The organism is Embleya sp. L77 (genome assembly GCF_055557415.1).
The window spans coordinates 5,459,960-5,477,150 of the sequence record NZ_CM145709.1 but is presented as its reverse complement, the minus strand read 5'-3'; the positions used below and the strand labels follow the sequence as shown (position 1 = coordinate 5,477,150).

Below are 17,191 nucleotides of genomic sequence, written 5' to 3'. Positions count from 1 at the left end.
GGCGGGCGATGACGGCGCCCGGGCGGCTGCGACGCGCGACGGCGGTGCTGCGGGCCGTGCTCCGACGCGCGGTTGCGGCACTCCCGGCCGTGCCGCGACGCGCGGTGGCGCCGGTCCTGCCGCTCGTGCTGCTCGCGGCCTGCGGGACCGGGCCGCCCGGCGGACCGCGGCTGTTGTTCGCCGACGACTTCGCCGGTTCGACGTTGGCCGCCGGGCGCTGGGTGACCTGCTACGACTGGAACGTGGACGGCTGCACCAACGCGGGCAACCGCGAGCAGCAGTGGTACCGGCCCGAGCAGGTCCGGGTGAGCGGCGACCAGGCGATCCTGAGCGCGCGGCGCCGACCCACGCGCGGCTCGGACCACGTCGTGTACCCGTGGGTGTCGGGCATGTTGTCGACCGGGCGGCCGAGTTGGTCCGGCCGTCCGCGGTTCACCTTCACGTACGGCCGGGTCGAGGCCGAGTTGCTGATGCCACGCGTGCCGAACGCGTTTCCGGCGTTCTGGCTGATGCCCGCCTCCCGGTACACGCCGCCCGAGCTGGACGTGGTCGAGTTGATCGGCGCGGACGATCGGGCCCGGTCCACGGTGCACTGGCGCGATGCGAACGGCCGCGCGCAGGCGTGGGTGCACGAGTCGCCGGCGCGCGACTGGTCGGACCGGTTCCACCACTTCGCACTCGACTGGGCGGCGGATCAGCTGACCTGGTCGATCGACGGCGAGCGGGTGTTCACGGTCAGCGATCCGGACCGCATCCCGAACGAGCCGATGGAGGTGCTGTTCACGCTCGCGATGGGTTACCCCGAACCGGTGCCGGAGCACGTGTACGAGGCCGAGCTGCGGATCCGGTCGGTGCGGGTGTGGGCGGCGCCCTGAGGGCGGCCCCGCCGGCGACGGGTCGGTCACCGGGTCACCGGGTCCGGCCGGCCGCCGGATCGCGGTGTCCCTGCCAGGGATCGGGGTGTCCGCGCCGGCGCGCCCGGGTCCGCCGCCAGGCCCGCCAGCCCAGGGTGGGCAGCCCGTCGCGAAACGGCGCGACCCGGGTGCCGGCGCCGGCCAGCCAGGCGTCCAGGCGCCTCGCGTCGGTGTTCGCGCGCACGAGCAGTCGGGAGATCCGCCACGGGTCGTCCTCGCGTGAGCTGTGCGCGTCGCGCACGGCCATCGCGGTGCGATAGCCGGCATGCCGCACCGCCTCCCGCACGGCCGCGTTGTTGTAGCCGAACGGATAGGCGAACGAGGTGACCGGGCGCTCCAGTTCGGCTTCCAGCCGCTCGCGCGAGTCGGTGATCTCGCGGTGCATCAGCTCGACCGGCAGGGTGTCCAACTCGCGGTGCGTACAGCCGTGTGCGCCGATGGTCAGACCCGGCGCGTCGGCGATCCCGCGCAGTTCGTCCCAGGTCAGCATCGCGGCGGGCGGCAGCGCCGGCCGCAGGGTGGGCCACAGCGCGTCGGTGGTGACGTAGAGCGTCGCGGGCAGATTCCGCTCGACCAGTCGCGGCAGCGCGTACCGGGCGAAGTCGGCGTAGCCGTCGTCGAAGGTGATCAGCACGCTGTGTCGGGGCAGATCGCGTCCGCCGTGCAGAGCCTCGGTGAAGCGGTCCAGGTCGACCGGAACGCGGCCGCTGGCCAGGACCCGGTCGAGTTGCCGGCCGAACTCGGCCGGGCCGACCGTGAACGGGGCGATCCACGGCGGCGGGTCGTCGCGCACCGAGTGGTAGAGCAGTACCGGAACCGCGGTCTCGGATCTCATCGCATTTCCCTTCGCGAGCCGTACGTGTGCGCGACGGTGCGGATCAGCGCCGCGGTGGTGGTCAGCGCCGCGAGCGTGCCGAGCACGCGGGGGCCGGAGAAGGCGCCGGCGAGCAGGTACGCCTCGGCGGTCAGCGCGCACAGCGCGGCGCTGCCGGCGATCGAGGTCACCGCCGTCGCGAGCGCCGTGCCGGCGTCCCCGGCGATCGCGTAGCCGGGTCCGACCGCCAGGAAGGCGGCCACCACGAGCGCTCGCAGCGGCTGTCCGGCGGGCAGTGCCGTCGCGCCGAACGCAAGCCAGCCGGCCGCGGTGGGCAGCGCCGCGCGGATCGCACCGGTCACCGCCGGGGCCCGCTTCGGGCCGGGGTGATCCGGATCGGTGCTTCCCGGATCGGGGCGGCCTGTGGCGGTGCGGACCCGATCGGCTCGGCGCGCGGGTCGATCCGGTAGATCACCGCGTCCCGATCGCGCAGGAGCAGGGTGAAGCGCGGCGCCGTGGAGAGCGTGCGATCCATCCGCTCCAGCGCACCGGCCGGCAGCAGCCCGGTCTGTTCGCACTCGGCCCGCTGACCGGCGGTCAGGAACAGGTACGCGGTGCTGCCGGCGTATTCGTCGGCCAGCGCGGTGAGTCCGGCGACCGGGTCGCGCACGACGCCCTCGCGCAGGGTCGGCGTCTCCATCGCGAACCAGCGGTGCTGTTGTCGCTCGTGGTCGGCGTAGGCGCCGGGGAAGTTGTTGGTGGCCGCGACGATCAGATCGCCGGGGGCGGACACCGTGGCCAGCCACCGCCGGGCGGCGATCTCGCCGTCGCCGAAGTGGTTCTGCCGCTCCTTGCCGTAGTAGCCGAACACGAACCCGGTGAGCAGCAGCGCGAACACCACCGGCAGCAGCACCGCGCGCGGGCGCGGGCGACCCCGATCGCCGAACGGTGGCACCAGCCACGAGGCGATCAGGAACGCGACCGCCGGGAGTGCGAACAGGTAGACGCGGAAGATGATTTCGCCGCCGTACGCGCCGGCCGCGAGCAACGGCAGCGGCGCGATCGCCAGCAGCGTGGCGGGCGAGCGACGCAGCCGCGGGCGGCGGATCAGCGCGGCGGCGGCCAGCAGCAGCACGCCGGCGGTCAGCGCCCGATCCACCCGGGCGACCAGCACCTGCCCGGGCTCGGCGCTGCCCAGATCGACCATCCCGGCATGCGCGTTCGCCTCGAAGTCGCCGAACTGGGACCAGGAGGCGCCGAATTGCTCGAAGACGAAGGGCCGGGCCACGGTCAGGTCCCAGACCAGGACGGCGACCGCGGTCAGCGCGAACAGGGGCAGCGCGACCCGGCGATGCACGCGCGAGCAGGCCAGCGCGCCGAAGGCGACCACGAGCATCAGCGGGGTGAGCTGATGCGCCGTCACCACCGCGAGCACGAGCGGCGTGCACAGGGCGAGCGTGCCGAGCGGACGGCGGTCGCGGTCCAGGACCAGCGCCAGGATGCTCACGTAGAGCACGAACGCGAAGGTCTGCGGCGCGAAGTAGTCCTGGCCGACCCACGCGGTGCCGAAGTAGATCCACACCGCCGCCCAGACGGTCCGCCGGTTGCGGGTGAAGGTGCGATAGAGCAGGACCAGCGGGCCGATCAGCAGCAGGTCGAAGGCGAGCGGCGACCAGGTCGCGATGGCCAGCGCGTCGTGCCCGCCGCTGCCGCGGACCACCGCGGCCGCGGCGGCGAAGAAGCCCGGCCACTGGTGATAGGGCGCCAATTCTCCGGCGTGCGACAGGGTTTCGCCGGTGCGCAGGAACTGGTCCACCACCTCGACGTGCTTCCACGCCCACGCGTAGCGCAGATGCTCGTACAGCACCGCGGGGGTCGCATGCAGCATGGTCACCAACGCTGCGGTGTGGAACGCGTATCGGGGCGCCCGGGCGGCGCGGTCGAGCAGGGTCGCGGCGAAGCCCGCGGTGAGCAGGCCCAGCGCGCACCAGTACAGGACCGGCAGCACGTCAAGCAGGCCCAGGCCGCCCATGTGTTCCACCGCGACCGGCATGCGCATCGCGAGCACCCACAGCAGCACCGCGACCGGCAGCGCGAGCAGCCCGAACGCGCGGAAGGCGAGCGCCGCGGCGGTCGCCGGCCGGTCGTTGCCCAGGCCGCGCAGCCGGCCGGTCGCGTAGCCGAGCGCGGTGGTGAGCACGCCCAGGACCAGGGCGGGGATGGTGGCCTTGGGTGGTGCGGCGTCCGGCGCGAACGGCCGGACCAGGGCCCGCGGGATCGTGGAGGCCAGGTAGGAACGCTCGGATGCGAGCGCGGTGTCGGTGCCGGTGTGCCGGCTGACCGCGGCCTTGGACAGGCCCTCGGCCCAGCAGCGGGCCCGGAAGTAGCGCCACGTGGTGCGCGCGGCCGGGACCCGGTGGCGGACCACGGCGGCGGGTTCGTAGCCGAGTGTGCCGCCGCGGTGCCGGGCCGCCGCACGGATGCACAGCTCGGTCTCCTCGCAGCCCAGCGGGCGGGTGCCGACCCGGCCCAGGTCGGTGCGGAAGCCGCCGACGTCGAGCAGCACGCTGCGCCGGAAGGACATGTTGGCGCCGATCAGATTGCGTACCGGCGCGGCGTGTTCGGGCATGCCCCGGTAGGTGCAGCCGACCACCCAGTCGAACTCGGCCGGGAACCAGGCCGGGCGCCCGGTGTCCCAGTTCGGCCGGATCCGGCCGCCGACGCCGAGCACGTTCGGGTCGGTGTAGCCGTCGAGCAGGCGCATGGTCCAGTCGGGTTCGGCCACCGCGTCGTCGTCGAGGAAGGCCACGATGTCGCCGCGGGCGCCCTCGACGCCGGTGTTGCGGGCGCCGGAGAGGCCGCGCCGGCCGCGGTTGCGCAGCACGGTGATGTCGGTGAACTCGCGGGCCGCGCGGGCGGCGAGTTCGTGGCAGTGGTCGGCGACCAGGATCGTCTGGGCCGGTGGTTCGTCCTGGGCCCGGATCGAGGCGAGGGCCGCGCTCAGGTCGTCCCAGCGGTCCATCGTGTAGGCGCAGACGATCACGGTCAGGGTGGGTCGGGGCGGTGTGTGCGCCGCCGGTGGCACCGCCTGCCGGATCGCCGCCGCCCGGGCCCGCCGGACGGCGGCCTCCTCGGCCCGGATGGCGACCCAGGCCAGGCGTCTGGTGCGCGGTGGGGTCTCCGTCATGCGGGCCTCCCGGGGGCGGTGGGCAGCCAGACCCGGCGGGCGGTCAGCAGCGCGAGCGCGGTCGCGGTCTGCGCGCCGAGCCACGCGACGCCGGCGCCGAGCACGCCGAGCACGGGCAGCAGGACGACGGTCAGGGTCAGTACGGCCGTCGCGAGCGCGGCCTGGATGGCGACGACCACGCGCATCCGGCCGAGCACGCGGCATGCGCTGATCGCGGTCGCGACCACCAGGTGCGGCAGGGCGGACAGGGCCAGGAGTTGCAGCAGGGTCGAGCCGTTGCGGGCATAGCCGGGACCGAACACGCGCAGGACCAGCGGCGCGCCGGCGACGAGAGCGGTGATCGCGAGTACGAGCAGTGCTCCGGTGTGGCGGAGTACCCGGCGGCAGGCCGCGGCGAGTCCGACGCCCTCGCCGGCCGCCTCGACCAGCAGCGACGCACCCATGTTGAGGCTGATCAGGTAGAGCGTGTTGGCCACCACCCAGGCGAGCGAGAAGTAGGCGCTCTCCCGGGCACCGGCGTGCTCCAGCACGATGATCGGCGGCAGCGTGGTCGCGGCCAGCCAGCACAGCGTGCCGAGGTAGTCGGCACCGGCGTAGCGCAGGACGGAACGGCCGGGCAGGAACCCGGTACCGTCCCGGGCGGGCGCGGGGCGGCGGCCCGGGAGCAGCCGGGCGAACACCCATGCGTCCACCACAACCAGGGTCGCGACCAGGGCGAGCGTCCAGGACATCAGGATCCCGAGCGTGGGCACGAGTGCGGCGAGCGCGGCGACGAGGACGATCTTGGCGAACGCGAAGCCGCTGTTCTTGCCCACCACCAGCCCCGGGCGGCGCAGTCCGGTGAGCGCGCCGTCCTGGAGCGCGAAGAGCGCGTACGCCACGGTGGTGGCCGTGAAGCAGCAGCCGGCCGCCGGTTCGCGCAGGAAGCCCAGGCCCGGCGCGCACACCGGGATCAGCGCCAGGAAGCCGAGCGCCGCGACCAGCGTGGCGCCGCACGCGGCGGTGTAGGCGGCCAGGATCAGCCCACGCCGATCCTGCCCCGCCCGCGGCAGGAAGCGCACGAGCACATTGCCCAGGCCGAGTTGGCCCAGTCCGGAGAGCAGCATCAGCGCGGACACGGCGGCGTAGCTGCGGCCCACCGTCGCGTCGCCGTACCAGCGGGTGGCAAGTGCCCAGTAGCCGGCGCCGAATGCCGAGGTGACCAGCGAGCCGACGGTCAGCACATGGCCGTTGCGCAGCAGCGGATCCACCCCGAGCTTGCTCGGCCGGCGGAGCTGAGCCTGCGTCACCGGGCCTGCTCCGGTTGCTCCCAGGGCGTGTGCACGCCGTGCATGCGCACGCGTGCGTGCAGGTAGGCGAGCGGACCGGCGGCCAGCGCACGACGTTCGAGCCCGGCCAGGCGGGCGGGCCAGGGGGCCTCGGGCCGGCCGGGCGCGCGGGTGCGGGCCAGCGCGTATCGGATGCCGCCGGGCACGCGGCGGGCGAGCGCGCCGAGGGTGCGCGGCTCGCGCAGCACGGCGGCGGTCAGGTAGGCGCCGAGTCCGGTGCCGTAGCCGCGGACCTGGTGTGCCACCGCGGCGCGATCGGCGCGATGCCGGTGCCAGATCAGCGCACCGGGTTCGTAGCCGATCCGGTGGCCGCGCACGATGGTGCGAAAGAACGCGAGCAGGTCGTCGCCGCCGCGCGCGGGCGTGCCGACCCCGGTCGCCGGGTCGAAGCCGCCCATCGCGCGCAGCACGTCGGCGCGAAAGGCCATGTTCGCGCCCGAGCCGAAGCGGCCGGCGGTGAACGGGAACAGCGGGTCCGCCGGCGGCGCCTTGGCGTCGTACAGCACGGGCTCGAATCCTTTGGCGAAGCCGCCGTGCCGATGCAGCATCAGCTGCGCGGGGGTGCGCAGTTCGGCGGGCAGGATCAGCCCGGTGACACACGCGGGCCGGCCCGCCCGGGCGAAGCCGGCGACCAGCCCGGCGACCCAGCCGGGGTCGGCCAGGACGTCGTCGTCGGTGAAGGCGAGCAGTTCGCCGGTGGCGGCGGCGATGCCCCGGTTGTGCGCGAGCGCCAGGCCGGCGCGGGGTTCGCGGACGTAGCGCACCAGGCCGGCGCAGCCGCCGCGGACCACGCTCGCGGTGCGGTTGGTGGTGGGCGCGTTGTCCACCACGATCAGTTCGATGTCGGGATAGGTCTGCCACAGCAGGGTGCGCAGGCATGCGGCGAGCAGTTCGGGGCGCTCCCGGGTCGCCACGATCACGCTGACCCGCGGCGTTTCCCGGCGTCCGGGCGGTTCGGGGCCGTGGTCGGGCGGGGCGGGAGCACCGAACCGGGTGCAGGCTGCGGCGACGAGCCGGTCCGGGTCGGCGCCGTACGATGCCGGGTCGAGCAGGCCCACGGGGACGCCGTTGTGCCGGACCAGGGCGAGTACGGCGCCGGCGGGGCAGTTCGCCGGCCGGCCGTCGGGGGTGGTGAGCCGGGCGGCGCCGGGGGCGCTCAGGTCGAGCACGCGCACGTGCACCAGGTCGGGCGGGTCGGCGGCGGGCTCGGGATCCGGGTCGGGCGGGTCGGCGGCGGGCTCGGGATCCGGGTCGGGCGGGTCGGCGGCGGGCTCGGGGTCGAACCGGTCGGCCGCGGGTTCGGGTTCGAGCCGGGCGGCGCCGGGTTCGGGGTCGGCGGCCGAGCGACTCGGCGCGGCCGGGCGTGGGATGCACACCGGGGGCGGCTCGGCGGCCGGGTCCGGGCTCGACGTCGGGTCGGTGTGCTCGGCCGGGCGCTGCCTGGGAATCAGCGGCGTCGGGTTCGGGTCCGGGTCGGGTCGCGGGGTCAACCGTCCTCCCCTGTCCGGATCGCCCGCACGCCGCCGCCGTGCTCGCGCAGCACGGTGCGCAGTACCCGGTGTCCGTCGCGCAAGGCGTTGAGGTTGGATCGACCGCTGCGGCGCGGGAGTTCGAGGCTGGGCACCTCGGCGATGCGCAGCCCGGCGCGGAGCGCGCGGACGATCATCTCGGCCTCGATCTCGAAGCCGGTCGAGCGCAGGTCGAGGTGGTCGAGGAAGCATCGGCGGAACGCGCAGAAGCCGTAGCACAGATCGGTGAGCCGGTAGCGGTAGAGCCGGCTCACCAGTGCCATCAGCGCGTGGTTGCCCACGCTGCGCAGCGTGGTCAGGTCGAGCGATCCGCCGCCGCCGACGAACCGGGAGCCCTTGACGAAGTCGTAGCCGTTGGTCAGGAAGTGCACGTAGTGCGGGATCTCCTGCGGCGACATGCTGCCGTCGGCGTCGATGGTGACGATGATGTCGCCGGTGGCGTGCCGGAATCCGGTCCGCAGCGCGCTGCCCTTGCCGGGGGCGGACTGCGGGATGACCCGGGCCGCGGGCAGATAGCGGCGGGTGATCAGCGAGGTGGCGTCGGTGGAGTCGCCGTCGATCAGCAGGACCTCGTCGACGCCTTCGGGTATCTGTTGGAGCACCCAGGGCAGGTTGCGCGCCTCGTTGCGGGCCGGCACGACCAGCGTGACCCGGTCGCGCGGCACCGGGTCCGGTACCGACTGCCCGGCGCGCAGCGGTGTGCTGCCGGGCAGTTCGGCGATCCGGGGCAATGGACGTGTCGCGTGTGCCGTGTGCGTCGTGTCGTGCATGACCGGCCCCCTCCCGTCTGCCGCGCACCCCGGGAGGCACACGGCATCGGGCCGGCGAACCGGCCCGAGATCGGTGACGCCGGGTGCCGATGGCACGACACCCGGTCATCGCTGATCGTGGTTGGGCGGCGAAAGCAGGGTCAATCGGACCGAAGATGCTTTGCCAAGACGTTACGGTTGGGCGTTTTTACCGTCGAATGCCAGTTCGGGGAACTTCTGCGCCTTTCAGGGGGATACAAGTGCTTTTCAGCAGGAGCAGTCGCACGAACAACACTCCCCGCATTCACAACAGTTGCCACAGCAGTCGCAACCGTCGCAGCAGTCCCCGCAGTCGCACTTGTGGCAGCAGCCCTGCCGCTGCTGCCCGGTGCACGGATCCTCGAACGACTCCCGGCAGCACCACTGGCACGTGCAGCACAGCCCGGCCCAGATCGCGCACGCGACGAACACGTTGTGCCCACCGGGCGGCGGAGGCGGCGGGGTCGGCCCACCGGGCGGACCCCACGGGCTGTTCGGGTCGTAGGGGCTGCCGGGCGGTTGCTGGTTCGGCGGCTGCGGGTAGGGCGGCTGCTGGTTCGGCCAGGAGCCCTCCGGCCGCGCGGCCAGGCGCCGTTCGGGCCGCTCGCCGTGCTTGGCACAGCCGTTGCCGTGTTTGCCGCCGACCGAGCAGGACGGCGACTCGACCGGGAAGCCCGCGTGCCGGAAGGACCGGTCGATCGCCTCGTCGATCTCGTGCACGAGCAACCGGTGCACGAGCACGCCGTCGACGAACTCGACCTCGGCCAGCGCGAGTCTGATCCCGGTCGCGGCGTCGCGGCACAACCGGTGCGCCTCGTCCGGCCCGGTCCCGGTGGCGAGCAACGGATTCCACGCCCCGGCCGCCCGGTCGGCGTGGATGTCCTCGACCGCGTCGAGCAGGTGCGCGAGCCGCCCGAACAACCGGCCCGCCTCGGCCAACGACTCGGCGTTGTCCGGGCGTTCGGCCAGCACCGCGGTATGCGCGAACGCGGCGCCGGTCGCGGTCTCGGTGGGTTCGGTCACGGTCAGCACGGACACACCCGGTCCGGCCAGCGCCTCGACCTCGACCTGCCGATCCACCGCCTCGACCATCACGGCCGTGTCGAAGCCGACCTCCAGCGCGGCGTCCGCGCCCTGGCGGGCCCAGCGCTCGGCGACCCGGCGCGCGCCACCGGCCACCGCACGCCGCTTGTACACGCCGTCGCCGTCGTCGATGTGGTCGCGCATCTTCGCCGACGCGAGCACCAGGGACACCGCGCCGGCCAACCGGGCGCCCTCGCCCATCGCGACGTCGGCCCGGCGCATCGCGCGCAGCGGGCACGGGCCCGCCTTGCGCCGGCCGTCCGCCGTGGGGCGCGCGGACTGCGCCTCGACCAGGACCGAGATGATCAGCCCGTCGTAGTTGGTGGCGACCCGAGCCGCCTGTCCGTGGTCGTCCCGCAGCGCGAGACACATGCCGCACAGGTGCGCCATCCACTCGCTCTGCAGCTTCTCCGACAGTCGGTGCCGGCACGGCCGGATGATCCCGAACAACCCCTCGCCCCATTTCACTGCGCCGTTCCGGTCCTCCACAGACGGCTCAGCCTACTGATCACCCGTCACCCCCGTTCGGGATCCGCGCCCGGGCCGGCCGGGGGCCGACGACCGCCCCACCCGTAGGATCCGCAGCGTGAGCGCATCGGTACTGGTCGTCTGCAGCGGGAACATCTGCCGCTCCCCCCTGGTCGAGGCGATGTTGCGCCACCGGCTCGCCGAATCGGCGCTGCCCGCCGAGGTCTCCTCCGCGGGCACCATCGACTGGAACGCCCGGCCGATGGCGGACAACAGCGCGCTGGTGCTGCACGAGTACGGCATCGACCCGGGCCCGCACCGCAGCCGCAAACTCTCCGCCGACCTGCTGCGCGCCGCCGACCTGGTGATCGGCATGTCGCGCGAACACCACTGGGCGATCGACGCACTCGCCGCCGATGCCCTGCCCCGCACCTTCCTGCTCGGCGAACTCGTGCGGCTGGGCGAGCGCTTCGGCCCGCGCGGCGAACTGCCGCTCGCCGACTGGGTGGCCGGGGTCGACGCCCTGCGACCGGCGAACCGGCTGGCCCGGCCGACCGACGAACTCGACGACCCGATGGGCGAACCGCTCGAATCGTTCCGGGTTATGGGCGCCCGCGCGGACGGACTCACCGCACGGCTGGTGGGCCTGCTCGTGGGGTGATGCCCACCCGGCGACGAGCCGAGATCATTCGAACAAATGATCTTTCCTCGCGGCGCGGCAAGGCCCCTGGACCCACCGACCTTTTGGCCTCCCCGTACACTCGCTGTTCCGCCGTGGGGATCGGCGGTACCGGGTGGGGTGGCCATGCGCGACGCAGAGCACGACCGGAACTACCAGGACGACGGCGAGCACGGCGGCTACGCCGACCACGTCCACGGCGGCGACTACGACCGAGACGGCGACTACGAGAGCGAGCACCGGCGCCGGAACGGCTGGGTGTTCCTCGTGTTGGCCCTCTTACTGGTGGTCGGCACGGGTTACGGGGCCTACTCGTTCCTGAAGCAGGACGACCCCTCGCCGACCACGAACGCGGGATCCACGGCGTCCGCGGCGGCCGGCGCCGTGGAGCGGAGTCCGCGCAACGCCGCACGGCGCTTCCTCGGCGAATGGCAGGCGGGCAACTGGACCGCCGCCGGCGCGCTCACCACCGATCCGTCCGCGGCGGGTGCGGCGCTGGTGAGTCTCGACGACGGGCTCCGGGTGGGCAGTCGGCAGCTGACCGTGGGCGAGGCGCAACCCGAACGGCCGGACGGCAACGTCCCGGTGCCGTTCGAGGCCCGACTGACCCTCAAGGGCGCCGGCGAATGGACGTACACCGGCTCGCTCACCGTCGCCAAGGCACCGGGCCGGGGCTACCTGGTCGGCTGGACGCCGAGCGTGCTGCATCCACAACTGACCGCGACCACCCGGCTCAAGCTGGCACCCAACCAGAGCGGCGCCGGCGGCGACGTGTTGCGGGCCAAGGGCGGAGCGGCGCTGTCGCCGACCGAATACCCCTCGCTGGCCGCGATCCGAACCGGCCTGGCGAGCAAGGCCCGGCCCGCCGAGCAGGCCGCGACCGGCGGCACGGTGCTGCTGGTCGACGCGGCCACGAGCGCCACGGTCGGACAACTCGCCACGATCGGCGAGGTGCAGACCGCACCGCCCGCGGACGGCGGCGTGCGGACCACGCTCGACGCCAAGCTGCAGGCGGCGGCCGAGCAGGCGGTCAAGGGCGAGTCGCGGACCACCTCGCTCGCGGCGGTGCGGATCAGTACCGGCGAGATCGTCGCGGTCGCGAACAACCCGGCGGGCGGCCCGAACAACGCGTTCCTGGGCACCACCCCGCCCGGCTCGACGCTGAAGATCGTCTCGGCGGCGACGCTGCTGACCAAGGGCGCGGTCGACCTGGACGACAAGGTCGGCTGTCCCGAATCGGCGAACGCGGGCGGCATGCGGTTCACCAACTCCGAGGGCCGCGCCTTCCCCGAGGGCACCTTCAAGCTCGCCTTCGCCCAGTCGTGCAACACCACGATGGCGAACCTGTCCGGCAAGCTCACCGGCGCCGACCTGTCCACGATCGCGCACGACTGCTTCGGCATCGGCGGCAACTGGAAGACCGGCATCGTCTCGTTCGACGGCCGGGTGCCCGCGGCGACCGACGACACCATGAAGGCCGCGAACATGATCGGCCAGGGCCAGGTGCAGATGAACCCGCTCACCATGGCCTCGGTGGTCGCCACCGCGAAGTCCGGTACGTTCCGCCAACCGCATCTGCTCGTCGACCAGGAGGGCCTGTGGCGGGCCCCGCGCGAACTCGCGCCCGCGGTGAGCAGCCGGCTGCGCACGCTGATGCGGTCCGTGGTCACCGAGGGCACCGCACGCGAGTCGCTCGGCGGGCTCGGCGGCGACGTGGGCGCCAAGACCGGCACCGCCGAGGTCGGCGGCGGCAGGCCGAACAACGGCTGGATGGTCGCCTACCGCGGCGACATCGCGGTCGCGGTCTGGGTCGAGGGCGGCATCACCGGCGGCCGGTCGGCCGGGCCGATCGTCAAGTCGTTCCTGGGTGCGGCGGGCTGAGCGGCCGTAGTCCATCATGGGCAGCGTGAGCGAACACGATCTTGCCGACGAGGGCCCTGGCCGGGCCGAGACCTTCCTCGACCTGCTGCGCTTGGAGCAGATCGAGGAGAACATCTTCCGGGGCTGGTGCCACGCCGGCGCGCCGCTACGCGCGTTCGGCGGTCAGGTGGCCGCCCAGGCCCTGGTGGCGGCGGGCCGCACGGTGGTGCCGGACCGGCACGTGCACTCGCTGCACAGCTACTTCCTGCGCCCCGGCAGCACCACGGCGCCCATCGTGTACCAGGTCGACCGGGTCCGGGACGGGCGCTCGTTCGCGACCCGGCGGGTGACCGGCGTCCAGCACGGCGCGGTGATCTTCACGCTGTCGGCGTCCTTCAAGGTGGCCGAGGAGACCCCCGGGCACCGCCGCGCGATGCCGGACGTCCCGCTTCCGGAGGAGCTCCCGGATCCGTACGAGAAGTTGTCCGCCGAGGAGCGCGCGCACTACGAGGAGTCGCAGACCCGGCTGCTGATGGACCTGCGCTTCGTCCCGGAGGACCGGTCGCCGGGCACCCACATCGTCGACGGCATCCCGCATCAGAGGGTGTGGATGCGGGCCGCCAAGCAGCTTCCGGACGACCCGCTGCTGCACGTGTGCGGGCTGACGTACATGTCCGACCTGACGCTGGCGGGCACCGCGGCCAAGCCGTACATCACCGATCCGTCGAAGCTGCAGATGGCCTCGCTCGACCACGCGGTGTGGTTCCTGCGTCCGTTCCGCGCCGACGAGTGGCTGCTGTTCGCCCAGGCCTCGCCGTCCGCCCAGGACGCACGCGGGCTGGCGATGGGCGAGTTCTACAACCACGACGGAGTGTTGGTGGCGTCGGTGGTGCAGGAGGCGGTGATCCGCCAGCGGTAGCGGCGGGCCCGCCGCGATCTCGGCGGCGTTTCGCTCCTCGCGTGGACGGTCGCGGGCGGGGCGGATCCACCCGGGCGTGGCTCGACCGCACCGCGGCACCGATCACCGCGGCCGGCGTCCGGCATCCGGCGTTCGGCCGGGTGGGCCGGTCACGTCGGCGGGGCGGGCTTTCGGGCCGGGTTCGCACGAGGCCGGGCGAGCGCGCTCACGCCGTGCCGCACACCCGCGCGCACGCCGCCCGCCGAGCCAAGTTGGCGCAGCGCGTACAGCAGCACCGCGATGTCGTCGATCAGGATCGGGTCGGGCAGCAGGTCCACCGGGCTGATCGCATAGATCAGCGCGCCCAGGAACAACGCCCGGTCGCGTGCGCTTGCGTCCGGGCCGCGCACCAGCCGCCAGGTCCGCAGCAGCCTGCGGACCAGGACGACCACGATCACCAGCGTCACGACGAACACGAGCGCCGCGACGCCGATCAAAATCCAGAGCCAGGTGTCCACGTCGGACGTCTGCCCCGTCAGCCGCCGCCCACCCAGACCGTCTTGGCATTGCAGAACTCGCGGATGCCCAGGTGGGCGAGCTCGCGTCCGTAGCCGCTGGTCTTGATACCGCCGAAGGGCAGTTCGGGGTGCGAGGTGACCATGCCGTTCACGAAGACCGCGCCCGCCTCCAACTCCGCCGCGCAGCGCTGCTGTTCGGCCTCGTCGTCGGTCCAGGCGTTCGCGCCCAGGCCGAACGGCGTCGCGTTGGCCAGCGCGATCGCCTCGTCCAGGTCGGCGACCCGGTACAGCCCGGCGACCGGGCCGAACACCTCCTCGCGGTACATCCGCATGTCCGGGGTGAGGTCGGTGACCACGGTCGGCGGGTAGTACCAGCCGGGGCCGGTGGGCCGCTCGCCGCCGCACAGGATCCGGGCGCCCTTGGCCCGGGCGTCCTCGACCTGCTCGGTGACGTCGCGCACGCCCTGCTCCTGGGCGAGCGGGCCCACGTCGGTGCCCTCGGCGGTCGGGTCGCCGACCCGGAGCGCGGCCATGTTCGCGGTGAATGCCTCGGCGAACGCGTCGTGGACATCGGTGTGCACGATGAAGCGTTTGGCCGCGATACAGCTCTGTCCGTTGTTCTGGGTGCGGGCCGTGGTGGCGGTCCTGGCGGCGGCCTCGATGTCGGCGGAGGGCAGCACCAGGAAGGGGTCCGAGCCGCCGAGTTCGAGCACGGTCTTCTTCAGCTCGCGCCCGGCGATGGCCGCGATCGAGCGCCCGGCGCCCTCGCTGCCGGTGAGCGTGGCGGCCACCACGCGCGGGTTGGAGAGCACCCGCTCGACCAGCTTCGACCCGATCAGCAGGGTCTGGAAGGCCCCCTCCGGGAAGCCGGCCCGGGTGAACAGTTCGCCCAGATACAGCGCGGTCCGCGGCACGTTCGACGCGTGCTTGAGCAGACCGGTGTTGCCCGCCATCAGCGCGGGCGCGGCGAACCGCATCGCCTGCCACAGCGGGAAGTTCCACGGCATCACGGCCAGCACCGGCCCCAGCGGCTCGTACCGTACGTACGCCTTCCGGGCGCCGACCGCGTCCGCGTCGGCCGGCTCGTCGGCCAGGAAGTCCGCCGCCCGATCGGCGTAGAACCGACACAGCCGGGCGCACTTGACCACCTCGGCCTCGGCGGCGGCGAGCGTCTTGCCCATCTCCGCCGTCATCATCGCCGCGACCTCGCCCTTCTCCGCGTCGAGCAGATCCGCCGCCCGCCGCATCGCTCGGGCGCGGACGTCGTACGAGTCCCGCCGGTGCGCCCGGAACACCTCGTCGGACCGCGCGATGCGGGCCTCGATCTCCTGTTCGCCGATCTCGGCGAACTCCTCGATCGTCTCCCCGGTCGCCGGATTGACGGACGCGATGGCCATGGACCCTCCAGATACGGCTGATGACTGCGAGGGGCGCGGGCATCGATCGGTGCACCCCGCCGACCCGTTACCCACGCCGCGCCGGCTGACACAACGCCGGGCGGCTGTCGTACCCGGCTGGGATCATCCGCGCCATGAAGGAACAAGTCATCCCGATCCTGCGCGTGGCCGACGCCGCCGCCTCCGTCCGCTGGTACGCCCGCCTGGGCTTCGTCCAGGAGTGGGAACACCGTTTCGAACCGGACCTCCCCGCCTTCGTGGACGTCGCACGCGGCGATGTGCACCTCTTCCTGAGCGAGCACGCGGGCGACGCGACTCCGGACACGCTGGTCTACCTGCGGGTCGGGGACGTGGACGCGGTGGCCCGGGAATTCGGTCTGCCGGTCGAGGAGGCGCCGTGGGCCCGGGAGGTGCATGTGACGGACCCGGATGGGAATCGGGTGCGGGTGGGGACGCCGAGGGAGGAGTGAGCGGGGGTATGGCCGACGATCGGGACCTGGTCCCGAAGCCTCACCCCTCTTCGTCAACGCGAAACGGCAACGCCGGCCCCGGCTTGAGCGCCCGCCAGACGGACAGATCGACGGGGCCTCCGTCGCGAAGCCGGAACATGCCGGCGGTGATTCGCGCGTCCCCGTGCGCCGTCGCCGCGCGGGCGAATCCGGCGCGATCGTCCAGCAGGTGCTCCGCTTCCGCGAACGCCGCCCGGGTGGCCGCCTCGACGGCCTCGGCCTCCCCCGTCAGCCGGTCCGCGACCTTGCGCACCCACGCGTCGAACTCGTCCGGAACCAGGTCGAGAAGCGCGTCGAAGGGGGCGGTCTGCTCGGTGACCTCCGACTCCGCGCAGGCGAGGGCGTACGCGACGTGCGCGGGATCGCGGTCGGCGAAGCGTTGCATGCCCAGATAGCGCCAGATGTCGCGTTCGCTCACCCCGGTGAGAATGCGATGCAGCCGGACGTAGTCCGTGAGCTTGACCTTCACCCGCAGCCCGGACGCGTGGCGCAGCACCCAGCCCTCGGCCGCCGCACCCCCGACCGGCACACCGTCGAGCCGACGATTGTCCTGCGCCGCGCGCACCACCTCGGCCAACGAAGTGGCCGGCCACGAGCGGACGACCCGACCACCCAGGCGGATCCAGGTGTCGGCGTGCGCGGCGAGCGGCTGTTCGATGCCGTCCCGACCCACCACGGCCAACAGGACCAGGGTGTGCTCGGCGCCGTTGTCCACGACGATGCGGTTGTCCGGGTGGATGATCTCGGTGACGTAGCCGACCTCGGGATCGAGCATTGCGCCGGCTCGCTCGTCCAGCCATGCCTGGGCCCAGCCGGCCTGCCGGGACGTGAAGGTCCCCTTGGACGCGGCCCGCCACCGACCGGCGTAGTAAAACACCAGGCCCAGCGAGCCGTCCTCCTTGTCGAAGACCTCGAAGCCGTCGTCCGGCAGCGGCGGCGCGTACGCCTCGCCTCGTTCGTGCTCGGTGTGGCTGAAGAACTTGGGCAGGCTGGGGCCGACGACTCGCCCGGTCGTGTCCTCCAGGATCAGCCCGCGGCAGCGCAGGGTCACCGGCGTCCACCGACGCCCGAACACGCACGTGCGGGTATAGGTGTAGATGGACAACGGGAGTTCCGGATGCCGGCGGCGCACCACCAGGCCGTGGTCGAGGGCCCGGATCAGGTCCTCGTGCCGGAACAGGTCGTCCGACGTGGCGAATTCGGTCATGCGGCGGCAGCG

At 73.3% G+C, this 17,191-nt stretch carries 15 protein-coding genes; 5 read left to right on the top strand and 10 right to left on the bottom strand.

Going from position 1 to position 17,191, the window contains the following annotated elements; genetic code table 11:
• The first annotated feature begins 8 nt into the window (after positions 1 to 8).
• Positions 9 to 875, top strand: coding sequence for a glycoside hydrolase family 16 protein (locus ACZOOI_RS23475; RefSeq protein WP_465277666.1), 867 nt, complete (start codon positions 9 to 11; stop codon positions 873 to 875).
• Between the two features lie 34 nt (positions 876 to 909).
• On the opposite strand, the gene ACZOOI_RS23470 is transcribed toward ACZOOI_RS23475, so the two are convergent.
• From ACZOOI_RS23470 to ACZOOI_RS23440, 7 genes are all read right to left on the bottom strand, one after another.
• Positions 910 to 1,749, bottom strand: coding sequence for a polysaccharide deacetylase family protein (locus ACZOOI_RS23470; protein WP_465277665.1), 840 nt, complete (start codon positions 1,747 to 1,749; stop codon positions 910 to 912).
• Positions 1,746 to 2,090 (bottom strand): hypothetical protein, encoded by a 345-nt coding sequence (locus ACZOOI_RS23465; protein ID WP_465277664.1) that lies wholly within the window; start codon positions 2,088 to 2,090, stop codon positions 1,746 to 1,748. The genes ACZOOI_RS23470 and ACZOOI_RS23465 overlap by 4 nt, the downstream gene beginning before the upstream one ends.
• Positions 2,087 to 4,915, bottom strand: a complete 2,829-nt coding sequence (locus ACZOOI_RS23460) for a glycosyltransferase (RefSeq protein ID WP_465277663.1) — start codon at positions 4,913 to 4,915, stop codon at positions 2,087 to 2,089. Before ACZOOI_RS23460 ends, ACZOOI_RS23465 begins: the two co-directional genes overlap by 4 nt.
• Positions 4,912 to 6,204, bottom strand: coding sequence for a lipopolysaccharide biosynthesis protein (locus ACZOOI_RS23455; protein ID WP_465277662.1), 1,293 nt, complete (start codon positions 6,202 to 6,204; stop codon positions 4,912 to 4,914). The genes ACZOOI_RS23460 and ACZOOI_RS23455 overlap by 4 nt, the downstream gene beginning before the upstream one ends.
• On the bottom strand, positions 6,201 to 7,733 hold the full coding sequence (locus ACZOOI_RS23450; RefSeq protein ID WP_465277661.1) for a glycosyltransferase family 2 protein: 1,533 nt from the start codon (positions 7,731 to 7,733) through the stop codon (positions 6,201 to 6,203). The genes ACZOOI_RS23455 and ACZOOI_RS23450 overlap by 4 nt, the downstream gene beginning before the upstream one ends.
• The gene (locus tag ACZOOI_RS23445; RefSeq protein ID WP_465277660.1) at positions 7,730 to 8,542 is read right to left on the bottom strand and encodes a glycosyltransferase family 2 protein; all 813 of its coding nucleotides are present in this window, start codon (positions 8,540 to 8,542) and stop codon (positions 7,730 to 7,732) included. Before ACZOOI_RS23445 ends, ACZOOI_RS23450 begins: the two co-directional genes overlap by 4 nt.
• A gap of 246 nt (positions 8,543 to 8,788) precedes the next feature.
• Positions 8,789 to 10,111 (bottom strand): DUF5685 family protein, encoded by a 1,323-nt coding sequence (locus tag ACZOOI_RS23440; RefSeq protein WP_465277659.1) that lies wholly within the window; start codon positions 10,109 to 10,111, stop codon positions 8,789 to 8,791.
• Positions 10,112 to 10,229: 118 nt separating this feature from the next.
• Here ACZOOI_RS23440 and ACZOOI_RS23435 point away from each other — a divergent pair, with 118 nt between their 5' ends.
• From ACZOOI_RS23435 to ACZOOI_RS23425, 3 genes are all read left to right on the top strand, one after another.
• Entirely contained in the window at positions 10,230 to 10,772 is a 543-nt protein-coding gene (locus tag ACZOOI_RS23435; RefSeq protein WP_465277658.1) for an arsenate reductase/protein-tyrosine-phosphatase family protein, read from the top strand.
• Positions 10,773 to 10,916: 144 nt separating this feature from the next.
• The gene (locus ACZOOI_RS23430) at positions 10,917 to 12,671 is read left to right on the top strand and encodes a penicillin-binding transpeptidase domain-containing protein (protein WP_465277657.1); all 1,755 of its coding nucleotides are present in this window, start codon (positions 10,917 to 10,919) and stop codon (positions 12,669 to 12,671) included.
• Between the two features lie 16 nt (positions 12,672 to 12,687).
• A complete protein-coding gene (locus tag ACZOOI_RS23425; protein ID WP_396007191.1) occupies positions 12,688 to 13,569 on the top strand; it encodes an acyl-CoA thioesterase in 882 nt (293 codons plus the stop codon).
• Positions 13,570 to 13,718: 149 nt separating this feature from the next.
• Here ACZOOI_RS23425 and ACZOOI_RS23420 read toward each other — a convergent pair whose 3' ends face one another.
• Together ACZOOI_RS23420 and ACZOOI_RS23415 are read right to left on the bottom strand one after the other, a co-directional pair.
• Positions 13,719 to 14,066, bottom strand: coding sequence for a YkvA family protein (locus tag ACZOOI_RS23420; protein ID WP_465277656.1), 348 nt, complete (start codon positions 14,064 to 14,066; stop codon positions 13,719 to 13,721).
• Between the two features lie 17 nt (positions 14,067 to 14,083).
• Positions 14,084 to 15,463, bottom strand: coding sequence for an NADP-dependent succinic semialdehyde dehydrogenase (locus ACZOOI_RS23415; RefSeq protein WP_465277655.1), 1,380 nt, complete (start codon positions 15,461 to 15,463; stop codon positions 14,084 to 14,086).
• Between the two features lie 134 nt (positions 15,464 to 15,597).
• Between ACZOOI_RS23415 and ACZOOI_RS23410 the strand changes: the two genes are divergently transcribed.
• Positions 15,598 to 15,933: a glyoxalase superfamily protein gene (locus ACZOOI_RS23410; RefSeq protein WP_465277654.1), complete on the top strand. Its 336-nt coding sequence runs from the start codon at positions 15,598 to 15,600 to the stop codon at positions 15,931 to 15,933.
• Between the two features lie 40 nt (positions 15,934 to 15,973).
• Here ACZOOI_RS23410 and ACZOOI_RS23405 read toward each other — a convergent pair whose 3' ends face one another.
• Entirely contained in the window at positions 15,974 to 17,179 is a 1,206-nt protein-coding gene (locus ACZOOI_RS23405; RefSeq protein ID WP_465277653.1) for an RNA ligase, read from the bottom strand.
• Positions 17,180 to 17,191: the final 12 nt, after the last annotated feature.

Coding starts and splice junctions, on each gene's coding strand:
- ACZOOI_RS23470 (WP_465277665.1), bottom strand. CDS start 1,749: ATGAGATCCGAGACCGCGGTTCCGGTACTGCTCTACCACTCGGTGCGC.
- ACZOOI_RS23430 (WP_465277657.1), top strand. CDS start 10,917: ATGCGCGACGCAGAGCACGACCGGAACTACCAGGACGACGGCGAGCAC.
- ACZOOI_RS23475 (WP_465277666.1), top strand. CDS start 9: ATGACGGCGCCCGGGCGGCTGCGACGCGCGACGGCGGTGCTGCGGGCC.
- ACZOOI_RS23425 (WP_396007191.1), top strand. CDS start 12,688: ATGGGCAGCGTGAGCGAACACGATCTTGCCGACGAGGGCCCTGGCCGG.
- ACZOOI_RS23415 (WP_465277655.1), bottom strand. CDS start 15,463: ATGGCCATCGCGTCCGTCAATCCGGCGACCGGGGAGACGATCGAGGAG.
- ACZOOI_RS23405 (WP_465277653.1), bottom strand. CDS start 17,179: ATGACCGAATTCGCCACGTCGGACGACCTGTTCCGGCACGAGGACCTG.
- ACZOOI_RS23410 (WP_465277654.1), top strand. CDS start 15,598: ATGAAGGAACAAGTCATCCCGATCCTGCGCGTGGCCGACGCCGCCGCC.
- ACZOOI_RS23445 (WP_465277660.1), bottom strand. CDS start 8,542: ATGCACGACACGACGCACACGGCACACGCGACACGTCCATTGCCCCGG.
- ACZOOI_RS23460 (WP_465277663.1), bottom strand. CDS start 4,915: ATGACGGAGACCCCACCGCGCACCAGACGCCTGGCCTGGGTCGCCATC.